The organism is Pseudomonas xanthosomatis, assembly GCF_019139835.1.
In the GTDB taxonomy this organism is placed as follows: Bacteria; Pseudomonadota; Gammaproteobacteria; order Pseudomonadales; family Pseudomonadaceae; genus Aquipseudomonas; species Aquipseudomonas fakonensis.
Genome location: NZ_CP077075.1, coordinates 3,961,366 through 3,976,579, shown reverse-complemented (window position 1 = coordinate 3,976,579; position 15,214 = coordinate 3,961,366). Strand labels below are relative to the sequence as shown.

Annotated in this window: 12 protein-coding genes; 3 read left to right on the top strand and 9 right to left on the bottom strand. The window is 62.7% G+C overall.

Going from position 1 to position 15,214, the window contains the following annotated elements; all coding sequences use genetic code 11:
* Nucleotides 1-47: 47 nt before the first annotated feature.
* The 6 genes from KSS93_RS17575 to KSS93_RS17550 all read right to left on the bottom strand — a co-directional run bounded on the left by KSS93_RS17575 (nt 48) and on the right by KSS93_RS17550 (nt 5,490).
* Complete coding sequence (locus tag KSS93_RS17575) at nt 48-533, bottom strand: flavin reductase family protein (protein WP_217839108.1); 486 nt, start codon at nt 531-533, stop codon at nt 48-50.
* Nucleotides 534-546: 13 nt separating this feature from the next.
* Nucleotides 547-2,028, bottom strand: a complete 1,482-nt coding sequence (locus KSS93_RS17570) for an aldehyde dehydrogenase (protein ID WP_217885254.1) — start codon at nt 2,026-2,028, stop codon at nt 547-549.
* Nucleotides 2,025-2,858 (bottom strand): alpha/beta fold hydrolase, encoded by an 834-nt coding sequence (locus tag KSS93_RS17565; RefSeq protein WP_217885253.1) that lies wholly within the window; start codon nt 2,856-2,858, stop codon nt 2,025-2,027. Before KSS93_RS17565 ends, KSS93_RS17570 begins: the two co-directional genes overlap by 4 nt.
* 68 nt (nt 2,859-2,926) lie before the next feature.
* The gene (locus tag KSS93_RS17560; protein ID WP_217885252.1) at nt 2,927-3,523 is read right to left on the bottom strand and encodes an amino acid synthesis family protein; all 597 of its coding nucleotides are present in this window, start codon (nt 3,521-3,523) and stop codon (nt 2,927-2,929) included.
* Nucleotides 3,524-3,839: 316 nt separating this feature from the next.
* The gene (locus tag KSS93_RS17555) at nt 3,840-4,880 is read right to left on the bottom strand and encodes an LLM class flavin-dependent oxidoreductase (RefSeq protein WP_217885251.1); all 1,041 of its coding nucleotides are present in this window, start codon (nt 4,878-4,880) and stop codon (nt 3,840-3,842) included.
* 124 nt (nt 4,881-5,004) lie between these two features.
* Complete coding sequence (locus KSS93_RS17550; protein ID WP_217885250.1) at nt 5,005-5,490, bottom strand: flavin reductase family protein; 486 nt, start codon at nt 5,488-5,490, stop codon at nt 5,005-5,007.
* Nucleotides 5,491-5,808: 318 nt separating this feature from the next.
* On the opposite strand from KSS93_RS17550, the gene KSS93_RS17545 reads away from it, so the two are divergent.
* Nucleotides 5,809-7,215 (top strand): purine-cytosine permease family protein, encoded by a 1,407-nt coding sequence (locus tag KSS93_RS17545; RefSeq protein WP_217885249.1) that lies wholly within the window; start codon nt 5,809-5,811, stop codon nt 7,213-7,215.
* Nucleotides 7,216-7,445: 230 nt separating this feature from the next.
* On the opposite strand, the gene KSS93_RS17540 is transcribed toward KSS93_RS17545, so the two are convergent.
* Both KSS93_RS17540 and KSS93_RS17535 read right to left on the bottom strand, forming a co-directional pair.
* Nucleotides 7,446-9,071, bottom strand: a complete 1,626-nt coding sequence (locus KSS93_RS17540; RefSeq protein WP_217885248.1) for a methyl-accepting chemotaxis protein — start codon at nt 9,069-9,071, stop codon at nt 7,446-7,448.
* Between the two features lie 230 nt (nt 9,072-9,301).
* On the bottom strand, nt 9,302-10,501 hold the full coding sequence (locus KSS93_RS17535; protein ID WP_217885247.1) for an NAD(P)/FAD-dependent oxidoreductase: 1,200 nt from the start codon (nt 10,499-10,501) through the stop codon (nt 9,302-9,304).
* Nucleotides 10,502-10,771: 270 nt separating this feature from the next.
* Between KSS93_RS17535 and KSS93_RS17530 the strand changes: the two genes are divergently transcribed.
* Entirely contained in the window at nt 10,772-11,311 is a 540-nt protein-coding gene (locus tag KSS93_RS17530; protein WP_217885246.1) for an RrF2 family transcriptional regulator, read from the top strand.
* A gap of 165 nt (nt 11,312-11,476) precedes the next feature.
* Nucleotides 11,477-12,840 (top strand): IS3 family transposase gene (locus tag KSS93_RS17525; protein WP_217885245.1). Its coding sequence is split into 2 segments (ribosomal slippage): nt 11,477-11,942 and nt 11,942-12,840, totalling 1,365 coding nucleotides; the frame shifts between segments, so codons are not numbered across the junction.
* Nucleotides 12,841-13,785: 945 nt separating this feature from the next.
* Here the strand turns inward: KSS93_RS17525 and KSS93_RS17520 are convergent.
* Nucleotides 13,786-15,171 carry an aldehyde dehydrogenase family protein gene (locus KSS93_RS17520; protein WP_217885244.1) on the bottom strand — a complete coding sequence of 462 codons (1,386 nt, stop codon included), beginning with the start codon at nt 15,169-15,171 and terminating at the stop codon, nt 13,786-13,788.
* Nucleotides 15,172-15,214: the final 43 nt, after the last annotated feature.

Below are 15,214 nucleotides of genomic sequence, written 5' to 3'. Positions count from 1 at the left end.
GAGCGGGTTTACCCGCGAAGAAGCCAGCGCCGATTGCCGATCGGGCCTCAGCCCAACGGCGGCAGCGCGCCGAGCTTGCCCTTGTGGTACACCATGGGGGTGACCGGCTGCTCGGGCAGCACCAGGTTCTTCACCGCACCGACGATGATCGCATGGTCACCGCCGTCGTACTCGCGCCACAGTTCGCACTCGATGATCGCCGTGGCCTTGGTCAGCAGCGGGTTGCCCAGCTCGCTCATGTGCCACTCGATGCCTTTGGCCTTGTCCTTGCCCTTGCCGGCAAAGGCGTAGGCTTCGGCGGTCTGCTCGGCCGACAGCAGGTGGATCGCGAACTGCTTGCTGTCGCGCAGGATCGGGTAGGTGTCCGAGGCGTAGTTGGGGCAGAACAGCACCAGCGCAGGCTCGATCGACAGCGCGCTGAACGCGCTGGCGGTGATGCCGACGATGGCGCCGTCGGCGTCCAGGGTGGTGACCACGGTGACACCGGACGGGAACGAGCCCATCACGTCTTTGTAGATGCCTGGTTCGATCATCTCGTGCTACCTCTTAGCGCATCACAAACGGGTCGGGCATCGGGGCGGTGGACAGGTTGATCCACACGGTCTTCAGCTCGGTATAGGCCAGCACCGAGTCGATGCCGCTTTCACGGCCGTAGCCGCTGTTCTTGAAGCCGCCGATGGGGGCCATGGCCGACACGGCGCGGTAGGTGTTGACCCAGATGATGCCGGAGCGCACGTCACGGGCCAGGCGGTGGGCACGGCCCAGGTCGCGGGTCCAGATACCGGCGGCCAGGCCGAACTGCGAGTCGTTGGCAATCTCGAGGGCTTCTTCTTCGGTCTTGAAGCGGATCACCGCCGCCACCGGGCCGAACACTTCTTCCTGCATGATGGTCATCGAGTTGCTGTCGCACTCGAACAGGGTCGGCTCATAGAACCAGCCGTCGCCCTCGACCTCGGCACGCTTGCCGCCCATGTGCAGCTTGGCGCCCTCGGCCTTGGCCGCAGCCACCAGGCCTTCGACCACGGCCAGCTGTTGCGCGGTGGCCATGGGGCCCATTTCGCTTGCGTCGTCCTGCGGGTTGCCGATGCGGATGCGCTTGGCCCGGGCGATCAGGCGTTCGACGAACTCATCGAAGATCTCGTCCTGCACCAGCAGGCGCGAACCTGCCACGCAGCTTTGCCCGGAGGCGGCATAGATGCCGGCCACGGCGCCGTTGATGGCGCTGTCCAGGTCGGCGTCGGCGAAGATGATGTTCGGCGACTTGCCGCCCAGCTCCAGCGACAGCTTGGCGAAGTTCTCGGCGCTGCTGCGCACCACGTGGCGGGCAGTGGCGGCGCCGCCGGTGAAGGCGATCTTGCGCACCAGCGGGTGGCGGGTCAGCGCCGCGCCGGTGCTTGGGCCGTAGCCGGTGACCACGTTGACCACACCGGCCGGGAAGCCGGCTTCAAGCGCCAGGCGGGCCAGCTCGAGGATGGTCGCCGAGGCGTGCTCGGATGGCTTGAGCACGATGGTGTTGCCGGCGGCCAGGGCCGGGGCCAGCTTGATCGCGGTCAGGTACAGCGGGCTGTTCCACGGGATGATCCCGGCCACCACGCCGATCGGCTCGTGCACGGTGTAGGCGAACAGGTCCGGCTTGTCCAGCGGCAGGGTGCCGCCTTCGATCTTGTCGGCAAGGCCTGCGGTGTAGTGGAAGAACTCCGGCAGGTAGCCGACCTGGCCGCGGGTTTCGCGGATCAGCTTGCCGTTGTCACGGCTTTCAAGCTGGGCCAGGTGTTCCTTGTTCTCGGCAATCAGGTCGCCGAGGCGGCGCAGCAGCTTGCCGCGGGCAGTGGCGGTGATGCTGCGCCATTCCTTGCTTTCAAAGGCGCGCTGGGCGGCCTGTACGGCCAGCTCCACATCGGCTTCGTCGGCGTCGGGCAGTTGCGCCCACACTTGGGCGGTGGCCGGGTTGAGGCTGTCGAAGGTCTTGCCGCTCTGGGCATCGAGCCATTGGCCGTCGATGCACATCTGGAAACGAACGAGGGTCATGCAACAATCCCCTTGGCGGATTCGGTGAGGGTGCGGGCCTGCTTGAGGAAGTCCAGCAGCATCTTGTTGACTTCGCGCGGCGCTTCCACCGGCATCATATGCCGTTGCTCGGCCAGCACCACGCTTTGCGCGCCAGGGATGCTGGCTGCGAGCTGGCGGGTCATGGCCGGGGTGGAGCCGGCATCGAGTTCGCCGGTGGCGATCAGGGCCGGAACCTGGATGCTGCCAAGGTCGGCGGCGCGGTACATGTCCTGGGTGGCGAACAGCGAATAAGTGGTGTGGTAGCCCTGCGGGTCGTTGCTGGCCAGGATCTGGCGGATGGCGGCGACCTGCGCCGGGTTGGCGGCCTTGTACTCGCGGCTGAACCAGCGGTCCAGGGCGGCATCGACGTTGGCGTCGGGGCCTTGCTCGTAGGCTTGCGCGGCGCGGGCAATGACGCCTGCGCTTTGCTCGGGGGTGCGGTTGAATACGCTGTTGAGCACCACCAATGCGGCCAGGCGTTGCGGGTAGTTGAGCGCGAAGGCGCGTGCCACCAGGCCGCCCATGCTGAAACCGATCACCGTGGCTTGTTGAATCTGCAGGTGGTCGAGCAGTTCGGCGAGCTGGTCGGCATAGCCTTCCAGCGGGGTGTCGGCAGCCGGGACGCGGCTTTGGCCGTGGCCGAGCATGTCATAGACGATGACGCGGTAGTCGCTGGCCAGGCCAACGATCTGCCCGCCCCACATTTCCTTGTTCAGGCCCACGCCGTGGATCAGCACCACGGGTTGGCCCTGGCCCTGGACCATGTAGCTGGTCCCGGCGGGTGTACGTTCAGCGACAGGCTGAATCATGGAGGGCGCTCCTTGAAGGTCGGGCGCGGCGGGTATGCACGCCACGCCCAGGCCCGTCTTGGTTGTTGTTATTGAGCGTTGGCTTTTTCGGCAGCCAGTTCTTCCAGGTCGATGTAGCGGTTGCCGATGCGCGGGTGCAGGCGGCCGCCGTCGGAGGCGCCCAGTACCACGACGATTTCGTCAGCACGCGGTGCGTCTTCGATCTGCATTTCCAGGGTGATGTAGTGCGAACGCTGGCCTTCGTCGTCCTTCTGCATCATCGGGATCTGGATCGAGGTGCCTGGGCCGCCGCGCTTGTTGGTGAAGCTCAGGTAGCTCTTGGCCTGTACCGCTTCGCGGTAGTGGTTGCCAAAGCGCAGGGTGTGGATGACGGCCGAGGCGTGCTCGATCTCGCCGTCGGCGCCGACCACGGCAGCCTTGCCGTAGGCTTCGATCTTGTCGGCACCGCCTATGGCGGCGGTCAGGCGCTCGACCATCAGTGCACCCAGCTCGGAGCAGTTGGCGCGGATTTCCGGCTTGAGGTCTTCAACGAAGCCGCGGCCGGCCCATGGGTTCTTGATCACGACGGCCAGGCCGACCATGGTCACCGGCTTGTCGGTGGCTTTGAAGCCTTCGATGCGGGTCTCTTCGGAGTAGGTGACGATCTTGCGGATTTCGAAACTCATGGGGGGCTCCTGGTTAGGGTTATCAGCTCTTGTTGTCTGATGGTATACCATAATATTTGTTGCGCAAGGGGCGGCTGAAAAATTGTTTCGCCGAGGGACGAAAGGTCGGCTGATGCCCCGAATTCAGTGCTGTCTGTACCGGCCTCTTCGCGGGCAAGCCCGCTCCCACAGGACTCGCGCAGCTTCAATGCCTGCACTGCACCTGTGGGAGCGGGCTTGCCCGCGAAGGGGCCGAAACAGGCTTAAAAAAAGCCCGCTCACGCCGGCCACAGGGGCAGGCGGAGCGGGCTCGTTCCCGCAATCAGGCAAAGGGAATTCAGGCGAACGCCGGCACCACTTCCTTGATGAACAGCTCCAGGGATTTCTTCTTCTCGGCGTGGGGCAGGCTGTTGTCGCACCAGAAGCTGAACTCGTCGACGCCGAGCTCCTGGTAGTACTTGATCCGCGCAATGATCTCTTCAGGGGTGCCGATCATGGTGTTCTTGCGGATGTTGTTCAGCTCGAACGCCGGCACCTCGGCGAACTTGGACTCAGGGCTCGGCTCGAGGAAGCCGTTGACCGGGGTGGTCTTGTTGCCGAACCAGGCATCGAAGGTGCGGTAGAAGCGCGAGATGGCCTGGGCGCCGACCTTCCAGCCGTCGGGTTCTGCCGGGCTGTGCACGTGGGTGTGGCGCAGCACCATCAGTTGCGGGCGCGGCACATCCGGGTTGTTGTCCAGGGCGGCCTGGAACTTGTTTTTCAGGTCCAGCACTTCTTCGTCGCCCTTCATCAGCGGGGTGACCATGACGTTGCAGCCGTTGGCCACGGCGAAGTTGTGCGAGTCCGGGTCGCGGGCGGCGACCCACATCGGCGGGGTGGCGTTGAACGGCTTCGGCACGCTGGTGGAGGTGGGGAATTTGTACACTTCGCCGTCGTGGGCATAGTCGCCTTCCCACAGCTTGCGCACCACCGGCACCATTTCGCGCAGCGCCTTGCCGCCGTCGGTGGCCGGCATGCCGCCGGCCATGCGGTCGAATTCGAACTGGTAGGCGCCGCGGGCCAGGCCCACTTCCATGCGGCCGTTGCTGATCACGTCCAGCAGGGCGCATTCGCCGGCCACGCGGATCGGGTTCCAGAAGGGCGCGATGATGGTGCCGGCGCCCAGGCGGATCTTGTCGGTGCGTGCAGCCAGGTAGGCCAGCAGCGGCATCGGGCTCGGCGAGATGGTGTACTCCATGGCGTGGTGTTCGCCGATCCACACGGTGCTGAACCCGCCGTCTTCGGCCATCAGGGTCAGCTCGGTCAGGTCTTCGAACAGTTGGCGGTGGCTGACCTGTTCATCCCAACGTTCCATGTGCACGAACAACGAAAATTTCATGGGGTTTTCCTCGGAGCTTGTTGTTGTCGCCTGCTGTTGGCAGGTTTTCATATTGATTGCCGGCGGCGCGGGATGGCACCGGCGTTGCCGGTGATCGCGGGCCAAGCCCGCTCCCACGTTGAAATCAGGCGAATGCCGGCAGGCTGGCCATCTTGCCGCGGCAGTAGACCATCGGGCGGGGCGCCTCGGCAGGCACGATCAGGTTATGTACCTTGCCCACCATGATGGCGTGGTCGCCACCTTCGTACTCGCGCCACAGCTCGCATTCGATAACGGCAGTGGCGCCGGCCAGGATCGGGTTGCCCAGCTCGGACAGCGTCCACTCGATACCGGTGGCCTTGTCCTTGCCTTTCTTGGCAAAAGCATAGGCCTCGGCTTGCTGTTCACCCGAGAGCAGGTGAATGGCAAAGCGCTTGTTCTTGATCAGCACGGGGTAGGAGTCGGAGCTGTAGTTGGGGCAGAACAGCACCAGCGGCGGGTCCATCGAAAGCGAGGAAAAGGCGCTGGCGGTCAGGCCGACGATCGAGCCGTCGTCGTCCAGGGTGGTGATGACGGTTACGCCGGACGGGAAGGAGCCCAGGACGTTCTTGTAGACAGTTGCGTCGATCATCTTGTGTACCTCGCGAGGGCTGCGGTGGTCCGCGGTTTTTATCGTTGATGTGTCTGATGGTATACCGTAATACCTATTTTGCAAGTGGAATTTTCAAGCCCGCCATCTACGCGATGAACGGCGCAAAGCCGCGAATAACCTGGGGTTCAGCTTCTATAGCTGTTGCCCTGCAGCTTGCTCAACCGGATCAGCTGGCGTTTTTTCATGGGGATCAGTGTTGTCAAAAGCTTGGAATACCATAATATGGTCTTCAGCTGAGAGGCCGCCTAGATGCGGTTTCCTTACAAAGATAAAAACGACCTTTCGAGCTGAATTCCTATGTCCCAACCGTCTTCGCAGCACCAGTTTGTCGAGAATCACACGGTCGATTACGTTCCACCTGCCGAGCGCCACGGGAAGGCGCGCGACCTGTTCACCCTCTGGTTCAGCACCAACATCGCGCCGCTGCCCATCGTCACCGGGGCCATGGTGGTGCAGGTGTTCCATCTCAACCTGTTGTGGGGCCTGATCGCCATCGTGCTGGGCCACCTGCTCGGCGGCGTGGTCATCGCCCTGGCCTCGGCCCAGGGGCCGCAGCTGGGCATTCCGCAGATGGTCCAGAGCCGTGGCCAGTTCGGCCGTTACGGCGCACTGCTGATCGTGTTCTTCACAGCGCTCATCTATGTCGGCTTCTTCATTTCCAACATCGTCCTGGCGGGCAAGTCGATCCACGGCATCGCCCCCAGCGTGCCGATGCCCAGCGCCATCGTGATCGGCGCGCTCAGTGCTACCGCCATCGGCGTGATCGGCTACCGCTTCATCCACACCCTCAACCGCATCGGTACCTGGGTGATGGGTTCGGCGCTGCTGGCCGGCTTCATCATGATGTTCGTCCAGGAGCTGCCGGCCGACTTCTTCAGCCGTGGCGCGTTCAACCTGTCGGGCTTCGTCGCCACCGTGTCGCTGGGCACCATCTGGCAGATCAGCTTCTCGCCGTACACCTCCGACTACTCGCGTTACCTGCCGCGTGAAATCGGTATCGCCAAGCCGTTCTGGGCCACCTACTTCGGCGCCACCCTGGGTACCATCCTTTGCTTCAGCTTCGGTGCGGTGGCGGTGCTGTGCGTCCCGGAGGGCACCGACGCCATGGCGGCGGTCAAGCAGGCTACCGGCTGGCTGGGCCCGATCCTGATGGTGCTGTTCCTGCTCAACATCATCAGCCACAACGCCCTCAACCTGTACGGCGCGGTGCTGTCGATCGTCACCGCCATCCAGACCTTCGCCGCCCAGTGGACCCCGAGCATCAAGGTGCGTGTGGTACTGGCCGCGTTCATTCTGGTGGCCTGCGGCATGGTGGCGTTGAGCGCTTCGTCCGACTTCATCGGCGAGTTCATCGGGCTGATTCTGGCGCTGCTGCTGGTGCTGGTGCCGTGGGCGTCGATCAACCTGGTGGACTTCTACCTGATCAAGAAGGGCGAGTACGACATCGCCTCGATCTTCAGCGCCGACGGCGGCATTTATGGCCGCTTCAACCACCACGCGATCGTCGCTTACGCCTGCGGCATCCTGGTGCAGTTGCCGTTTGCCAACACTTCGCTGTATGTGGGGCCTTACTCCAACATCGTCGAAGGGGCTGACCTTTCGTGGTTGTTCGGTTTGCTGGTGACTGTGCCGTTGTATTACTGCCTGGCCAGCCGTGGCAAGCCGGTGAAGGCGGGCAGGGCGGTTGGTGTGAATGACCTGTAGCTTTTACTCAGGTTGAAACCATCGCGGGGCAAGCCCGCTCCCACGTAGCCCGTTGAAGCGGGTTGCGTGGGAGCGGGCTTGCCCCGCGATGCTTTTGTGTTGCCTGGAATTGGGGCTGCTTTGCAGCCCTTTCGCGGCACAAGGCCGCTCCTACAGGGTGCGCGCGCTCGCTTGTGTAGGAGCGGCCTTGTGCCGCGAAAGGGCCGCAAAGCGGCCCCAGTACCTTCAGATCAAAGCTTGAACTGCGCCACCATGCCGTTCAGGTCCACCGCCAGGCGCGACAGGTCCTGCGCCGCGGCGCTGGTCTGGTTGGCGCCGGCCGAGGTCTGCATGGCCAGGTCGCGGATGTTGACCAGGTTGCGGTCCACCTCGCGGGCCACCTGGGCCTGCTCTTCGGAGGCGCTGGCAATCACCAGGTTGCGCTGGTTGATCGAGGCAATGGCCTCGGCGATCACTTCCAGTGCCTGGCCGGCGCCCTGGGCCACTTCCAGGGTGCCGCTGGCACGGCCCTGGCTGCTGTGCATCGCGCTGACCGCACGCTCGGTGCCGGTCTGGATGCCGCCGATCATCTGCTCGATCTCGGCGGTGGACTGCTGGGTGCGGTGGGCCAGGGCACGCACCTCGTCGGCGACCACGGCGAAACCACGGCCGGCCTCACCGGCGCGGGCGGCCTCGATGGCAGCGTTCAGTGCCAGCAGGTTGGTTTGCCCGGCAATCGAGCCGATCACGTCGAGCACGCGGCTGATCTCGTTGGCGCTGGTGGCCAGCTGTTCGATTTCTTCGGAGGTACCGGTAACGTCGTCCACCAAGTGCTGCAGCGAGCTGAGCGCCTGGTTTACCTGGTCGCGACCATCGCGGGTGGTCTGGTCGGCGCCCTTGGAGGCGTCGGCGGTGCTTACCGCATTGTTGGCCACTTCTTCTACCGCAGCGGTCATCTGGTTGACCGCAGTTGCAGCCTGGTCGATTTCGGCGCTCTGCTGGTGCAGGCCGCGGCTGGTGTCCTCGGTGACGCTGTGCAGCTCTTCGGAGGCCGAGGCCAGCTGGTCGGAGGAGGCGGCGATCTTGCGCAGGGTGTCGCGCAGGCTCTGTTGCATCTGGCTCAGGGCGCGCAGCAGCATGGCCGGCTCGTCGCGGCCGGTTACCTGGATGTCACGGGTCAGGTCGCCGGTGGCTACGCGTTCAGCCACGGCTACCGCATCGGCCAGGGGCACGACGATGCTGCGGGTGAGCAGGGTGGCGATGGCGACCAGCGCCAGCATGATCACCGCCAGCGACACGATGATTACCGAGAACGCCTCGTCGGCCACGTCACTGCTGCGTTGGGATGCGTCTTCTGCGCCCTTGCCGTTGTAGGCGATGAGTGCGCCCATGGCTTTCATCATGCTGTCGGCGTACTGGGTGAGAGGCCCGCTGATATTGCGCTTGGCATCGGCCGCGCGGCCGGCGGTGATGTCCTTCAGTACTTCCTGTTGCTGGGTGTAGTACTGCTGGTGAGCGCTTTTGAAGGTGTTGAACAGGGCACGGTCATCGGCGGCGATGATGGTGTCCTCGTAGTCCTTCAGGCCTTGCTTGAGCTCGTCGTTGGTCCGCCCCAGCAGGGCGACGTTGCGCTCACGTTCTGCTGGGTCGTCGTCCAGCGCAGTGCGCAGGGTGATCGCCCGGACGCGGCCGAGGTTGGTGCTGATGTCGTTGAGGGCGACCACGGCGGGCATCCAGGTAACGCGGATCTCGTCGGTGGCGCTGTCCATCTGTTTGGTTTCATACAGTGCAAGCAAACCCATGATCAGTACCAGGCCTCCCAACAGAGCAAACACGCTGGCGGCCCGTTTACCGATCTTCATATTCCGTAACTGCATGAATACTCCTTGACGTTGTACTGGCAGGCGTCAAGAGCATGGTCGTGAGGGCCTCGTGGCGGTGATCGCCAGGCTCTCGATGCGCTGCGGATATTAGGTATTCCTCACCTTCAGGTATTTTTTTGACGTCAATAATGGCACGGTGCCTTGATCATTGACCAGTTGTTCAATGTAACAACGTAAACAGACAGATCCGTCACCATTTGACGGACCTGTCAGCTTTTATGGGCTCAGACTATGGCAATCGCGGGGTCTGCGGCTTTCAGTGCCAGCTCGCGATCTGCTTCGGGCGGATAGATCCACACCGAATTGATTTGCCGTTTGAGGGTTTTGCCTTCCTCGCCCTGCAGTTTGAGCTCGCGTTCCCAGCCTTCGCTGTAGGCCGCACCCCACTCGCCGAGGTCAAGGCAGGTGACGTACTTGGGCTGGCGGTACACCACAGGGGCGATGCCCAGCAGGTCGGCCATGGCATTGTTGCCCGAGTGGCGGCCCATGGGGATGGCGTGCTGGCAGGTCATCAGGGCGTGGTTGCCCAGCTCGTCCACTGCAGCCCAGGCGGTGTCGCCGGTGGCGTAGATGTGCGCCTGGCCTATCACCTTGAGGTGGTCGTCGACCCGCAGGCGGCCGAGGCCGTCGCGCTCGCCGGCAATTTGCGCGGTCAGCGGGCTGGCCTTGACGCCCACGGTCCAGATCACGGTCTTGCTGGCGATGTACTCGCCGTTGTCCAGGGTCACGCCGCCGGCGTCCACCGCCACCACCGAGGTGCCGGTCAGCCATTCGACGCCGGCCTGTTCGCTGGCTGCGACGATGGATGGGGTGATGCCGGCGCCCAAGGCTGCGCCGATGCTGGTGCCACGGTCCACCAACACCACACGCACATTACCGGCGCCCAGGATGCTGCGCAGGCGGGCGGGCATTTCGGTGGCGGTCTCGATACCGGTGAAGCCGCCGCCGCACACCACCACGGTGTTGCGCGCAGGCGAGGCGGGCAGGGCGGCCAGGCCCTTCAGGTGCTGCTCAAGGTGTACGGCCGATTCCATCTGGTCGACATCGAAGGTGTACTCGGCCAGGCCCGGCACGGCCGGGCGTGCAACCTGGCTGCCGGCGGCGAGAATCAGGCGGTCATAACCAAGCTGCTGCGCCTGGCCCTGGCCGTCGACATAACCGACCTGGCGTGCGGCGCTGTCGATGGTTTGTACATGGCCGTGGATGAACTCGACGCCGACCGCATCGAACAGTGCGTCTACGGGTGCCTGCAGGGTGTGCGCGTCGGCTTCGTAGAAGCGTGGGCGAATGCGCAGTTGCGGTTGCGGGGCCAGCACGCTGATGCGCACGTCGTCGCGCTGGGCCTGGTCGAGCAGGCGGGCGGCGCTCAGGGCGCTCCAGACACCGGCAAAGCCGGCACCGATGATCAGGATACGAGAGGTCATGTATGTGCTCCGCAGGGGTGAGGTGTGGGTGTTCGGCGGGGCGTTGGATGGCTGCCGAATAACTACGACTTTATTGATCGTAGTTTTTCGCCGCAAGTGGTTTTTTTGCCGTGGCCCGGTTCGCGGCCCCTGAAATTGTGCTTGAGGCCTTATGGAATCTGGCTTTGTGGGGGACTGATATTTTTGTGCTGGCGACCGGTGGTCATGGTGGGCTTTGCCTGATGGCTGTGGACGGCGTAATATTTACGACAAAACCAGTCGGAGATTGATATGTCGCTCTACAGTGCCGGCGTCGAGTACGGCATCCATTGCCTGTTGTTCCTGGTGGACGAGCGCGGCGACAGCCGCGAGGCCAGCGTGCGTGACCTGGCCGAGTTGCAGGGCGTGCCGCAGGAGTATCTGGCCAAGGTCTTCACCAAGCTGGCCCGGGCCGGGCTGGTTGCTGCCACCGAGGGTGTGCGTGGCGGGTTCCGTTTGGCGCGGCCATCGGACGAGATCACCGTGCTGGACATCGTCACGGCCATCGACGGGGCGAAGAAGATCTTCGATTGCCGCGAGATACGTGAGCGCTGCGCGGTGTTCGAGGGCTCGGCGCCGGCCTGGGCTACCGAGGGGACCTGCGCTATCCATGCGGTGATGCTTTCGGCGCAGAAGCGCATGGAGGAGGCTTTGGCGCAGCAGACCATTCTGGATCTGGCCCGGCGGTTTGGGCGCAAGGCGCCTGTGGAGTTTGGGCACAGGGTCAATGAATGGATGGGGGAGCGGCGGGATGGCAAGGGGGCTGGGGATATTGCGGTTGTGGCGGTTTGATTTGTGGTGAGTTGCTGTTGTTTGGTGTTCTGGTTTAGTTGGTTTAGCTGGTTTTGAAGGTTCTATGCGCATTCATTATTTGTAGTGACGCTTATTCACCTTTCCGCCCTTACGTGAACTGACCCCAGAAAGTTGGACACCTGATCCCCAATCGGAGGGTGTTCCATGACGAAGTACAACCTAGCACTCAAGCAGGCACTCATCGAAGAGTGCCTTTCTGCCCGCAGTGTTCATGAGGTGGCGCTCAAGCATGACCTGAGTCCATCGCTGTTACGCCGCTGGGTAAAGGGCTACGAGCAACACGGCGTAGCCGGCTTGATTGCCAAGTACAGTCACTACGACGCGCAGTTCAAATTGAAGGTTTTGCAGAGCATTGAGCAAGACGGCCTGTCCGCCCAGCAAGCTTGTGTACGGTTCGACATCCGCGGCCCGAGCAGCATCAGGCAGTGGAAAAGGTTGTACGATAAAGGTGGAGTAGAAGCACTTCATCCGCATCGTACCCGAGAGTTCAGCATGCCCCGCAAGCCATCAAAACAGTCCAGCGCAAGTTCCTCCGCCCCTGCGGATAGCGAGCTGACACCTAAGCAAATGCTCGAAGAGCTGGAATACCTGCGCGCGGAGAATGCTTATCTAAAAAAGCTCGATGCCTTGATCCAAGCGGACCCTCGAACTGCGCAGGCAAGAAAACGCAGGCTGTCCAAGGATTGAGGCACGGGCATCGACTTGCTCTGCTGCTACGTGCTGCAGGGCTGGCGCGCAGTACCTTTTATTACCAGAGCAAAGTGCTGGTGGATGACAAGCATGCAGCTCTCAAGGAGCGCATCAACAGCCTCTATCATGAGCATAAGGGACGGTACGGTTACCGCCGTATCACTGCGGTCCTCGGGCAAAATGGTGAGGTGGTCAATCACAAGAAGGTGCAGCGACTGATGCAGTTAATGGGCCTCAAATCGCTGGTCAAAGAGAAGAAATATCGCTCGTACCGAGGCTCCGAGGGGGTTGTTGCATCTGATCTGCTCAAGCGCAAATTCAAGGCTGAAGCCCCCAATCAGAAGTGGGCTACCGACGTGACAGAGTTCAAGGTAAAGGGGCAGAAGCTGTTTCTCTCGCCTGTTATGGACTTGTACAACGGCGAAATCCTTGCTTATCAGATCAACCGGCGCCCTGAGTTCAAGATGGTTTCGACAATGCTGGAACAGGCCTTCGAGAGGCTGAGTCCAAGTGACAAACCGATACTTCACTCTGACCAAGGCTGGCAGTATCAGCAGCCAGCTTACCGGCATATGCTGGCTGGGAAGAATATCGAGCAGAGTATGTCGCGTAAGGGTAATTGCCTGGACAACGCCGCTATGGAAAGCTTTTTCGGCACGCTTAAGAGCGAGTTTTTTTACCTGGAGTCATTTGAGAGTGTTGAGCAACTGGCAGCAGGATTAGAGGGTTACATCGCCTATTACAACCAAGAACGCATCAGCCTCAGACTGAATGGCTTGAGTCCGGTACAATTCCGGACCCAAGCGCTGGCCGCATAGCGCTACCTGTCCAACTTTCGGGGGTCAGTTCAACGGCGGGTAACTTTTTGAAGGATCAAAAAGTCACCAAAAAATCCTCGCTCCATTCATCCGGCCCCTACGCTTCGCTCCGGGGTTCCCTCACTCCGGGCTTGCTCCGGGGGTACGCGCCGACGGGCCGTCCCTGGCCCGATCGGCGCTCGACCGGCATCCATGCCGGTCGCCCCCCCTACGCAATCCCTGCGTTCGGCCTCCTGAAGTCGCGAAGTTAGGGGCGGCGCCTATGAGTACGCAGCTCGGTCGCTAGTTGCATTTGTGGGAACTCAGGATTGCAATCGCCGGCTTGCCGGCGATAGGGCCAGAACAAACAACACATCAATAACAATAAAACCAACATCCCAGCTTTTGATCTGGCTGTTGATCTGGCTGTTGATCTTGCTTCTAAGCGCGCGGTAGTTCAGGCAACACAAATCGCGACTTCAGGAGGCCGAGCGTAGGGATTGCGTAGGAGGGCGACCGGCATGGATGCCGGTCGAGCGCCGATCGGGCCAGGGACGGCCCGTCGGCGCGTACCTCCGGAGCAAGCCCGGAGCGAGGGAACCCCCGAAGCGCAGCGTAGGGGGCCGGATGATGGGAGCATGGATTTTTTGGTGACTTTTTGATCCTTCAAAAAGTTACCCGCCGTAAGGGCGGAAAGGTGACGAAAAGCGCTCATCGTCAACGAATGTGCGTACATCTCCAAAAGCAATCAACATCATATCCTGAACCCAAACCCGAACCTTATTGAGGGGCAGGAAGGGATAAAAGATACAGATCCGGGCAAGAATGCGGCCCAGCCTGGCAATTTCGGGACAAAACCCTGAAACAAGGTAACTGTACCGGCCTCATCACGGGACAAGCCCGCTCCCACACAGAACCCGGATCAGCCCCAGCTGGCGCAATCCCTGTAGGAGCGGCGTCCATAGGTTAGTTGCGATCCAGCCACACCGTCTGCGCATTGGTGAACTCACGCACACCAAAGTGTGACAGCTCGCGCCCGAAACCGCTCTTCTTCACCCCGCCAAACGCCACGCGGGGGTCAGAGGCGCAGTAGCCGTTGATGAATACGCCACCGGTATCCAGTGCCTCGGTCATGCGCTCGGCCAGGGCATAGTCGGCGGTGTAGATGGTCGAGGCCAGGCCGAACTCGCTGTCGTTGGCCAGTTCCACCGCATGCTCGGCATCGCGGGCGCTGATGATCGCCGCCACCGGGCCGAACAGCTCCTGCTTGAAGGCGGTCATGTCGGGGGTAACGTTGGCGAACACCGTGGGCGCATAGAAGTTCGCCACGCCTTCGACCTTGTGCCCGCCCAGCAGCAGGGTAGCGCCTTCGGCCAACGTTGCCTGGACCTGGCCGTCGAGCTCGTCGCGCAGGTCGTAGCGGGCCATCGGGCCGATGTAGGTGGCATCTTCCAGCGGGTTGCCGATGGTCAGCGCACGGGTGGCCTCGACGAACTTGGCGGTGAAGGCCTCGACGATGCTTTCTTCGACGATCAGGCGCTTGGCCGCAGCGCACACCTGGCCGGTGTTCTGGTAACGGCCAATCACGGCGGCTTTCACGGCGGCGTCCAGGTCGGCGTCAGCCAGCACGATGAACGGGTCGGAGCCGCCCAGTTCGAGCACGCATTTTTTCAGCGCGGCACCAGCCTGGGCACCGATGGCCATGCCGGCGCGCACGCTGCCGGTCAGGGTCACGGCAGCGATGCGCGGGTCGTTGATGGCGCGGGTAACGCCCTCGGGGGTGACGTTGAGCACCTCGAACACGCCCTCAGGCAGCCCGGCGCGCTTGAACAGGTCGGCCATCAGGTAGGCGCTGCCCATCACGTTGGGGGCGTGCTTGAGCACGTAGGTGTTGCCCGCCAGCAGCGCCGGGATGGCGCCGCGCAGTACCTGCCAGACCGGGAAGTTCCACGGCATCACCGCCAGGATCGGCCCCAGCGGGCGGTATTCGATACGGGCTTTCTCGACCTGGGTCGGCTCCGGTGCGAGCATCGCCGGGCCGTGTTCGGCGTACCATTGGCACAGGCCGACGCACTTGTTCACTTCGCCACGGGCCTGGCTGATCGGCTTGCCGATCTCGCGGGCGATCATCTGCGCAAAGGCTTCGGCGTTGGCCTGCAGGGCATCGGCCACGGCGTTCAGATACTCGCTGCGCTGACCCAGCGACACCTTGCGCCACTGGATATAACCAACCTTGGCGCGTTGCAGCGCCGCTTCCAGTGCGGCGTCGGTGTCGAAGGCATAGTGGCCGATCTGCTCGCCGGTGTAGGGGTCGACGGAGATGGCGTGGGTCAGGCTGCTGATCTCGCTCATGGCGCTGTGCTCTGTTGTTATGAATCGGTGAGCCCAGACTAGT

Coding starts and splice junctions, on each gene's coding strand:
- KSS93_RS17575 (WP_217839108.1), bottom strand. CDS start 533: ATGATCGAACCAGGCATCTACAAAGACGTGATGGGCTCGTTCCCGTCC.
- KSS93_RS17570 (WP_217885254.1), bottom strand. CDS start 2,028: ATGACCCTCGTTCGTTTCCAGATGTGCATCGACGGCCAATGGCTCGAT.
- KSS93_RS17565 (WP_217885253.1), bottom strand. CDS start 2,858: ATGATTCAGCCTGTCGCTGAACGTACACCCGCCGGGACCAGCTACATG.
- KSS93_RS17560 (WP_217885252.1), bottom strand. CDS start 3,523: ATGAGTTTCGAAATCCGCAAGATCGTCACCTACTCCGAAGAGACCCGC.
- KSS93_RS17555 (WP_217885251.1), bottom strand. CDS start 4,880: ATGAAATTTTCGTTGTTCGTGCACATGGAACGTTGGGATGAACAGGTC.
- KSS93_RS17550 (WP_217885250.1), bottom strand. CDS start 5,490: ATGATCGACGCAACTGTCTACAAGAACGTCCTGGGCTCCTTCCCGTCC.
- KSS93_RS17545 (WP_217885249.1), top strand. CDS start 5,809: ATGTCCCAACCGTCTTCGCAGCACCAGTTTGTCGAGAATCACACGGTC.
- KSS93_RS17540 (WP_217885248.1), bottom strand. CDS start 9,071: ATGCAGTTACGGAATATGAAGATCGGTAAACGGGCCGCCAGCGTGTTT.
- KSS93_RS17535 (WP_217885247.1), bottom strand. CDS start 10,501: ATGACCTCTCGTATCCTGATCATCGGTGCCGGCTTTGCCGGTGTCTGG.
- KSS93_RS17530 (WP_217885246.1), top strand. CDS start 10,772: ATGTCGCTCTACAGTGCCGGCGTCGAGTACGGCATCCATTGCCTGTTG.
- KSS93_RS17520 (WP_217885244.1), bottom strand. CDS start 15,171: ATGAGCGAGATCAGCAGCCTGACCCACGCCATCTCCGTCGACCCCTAC.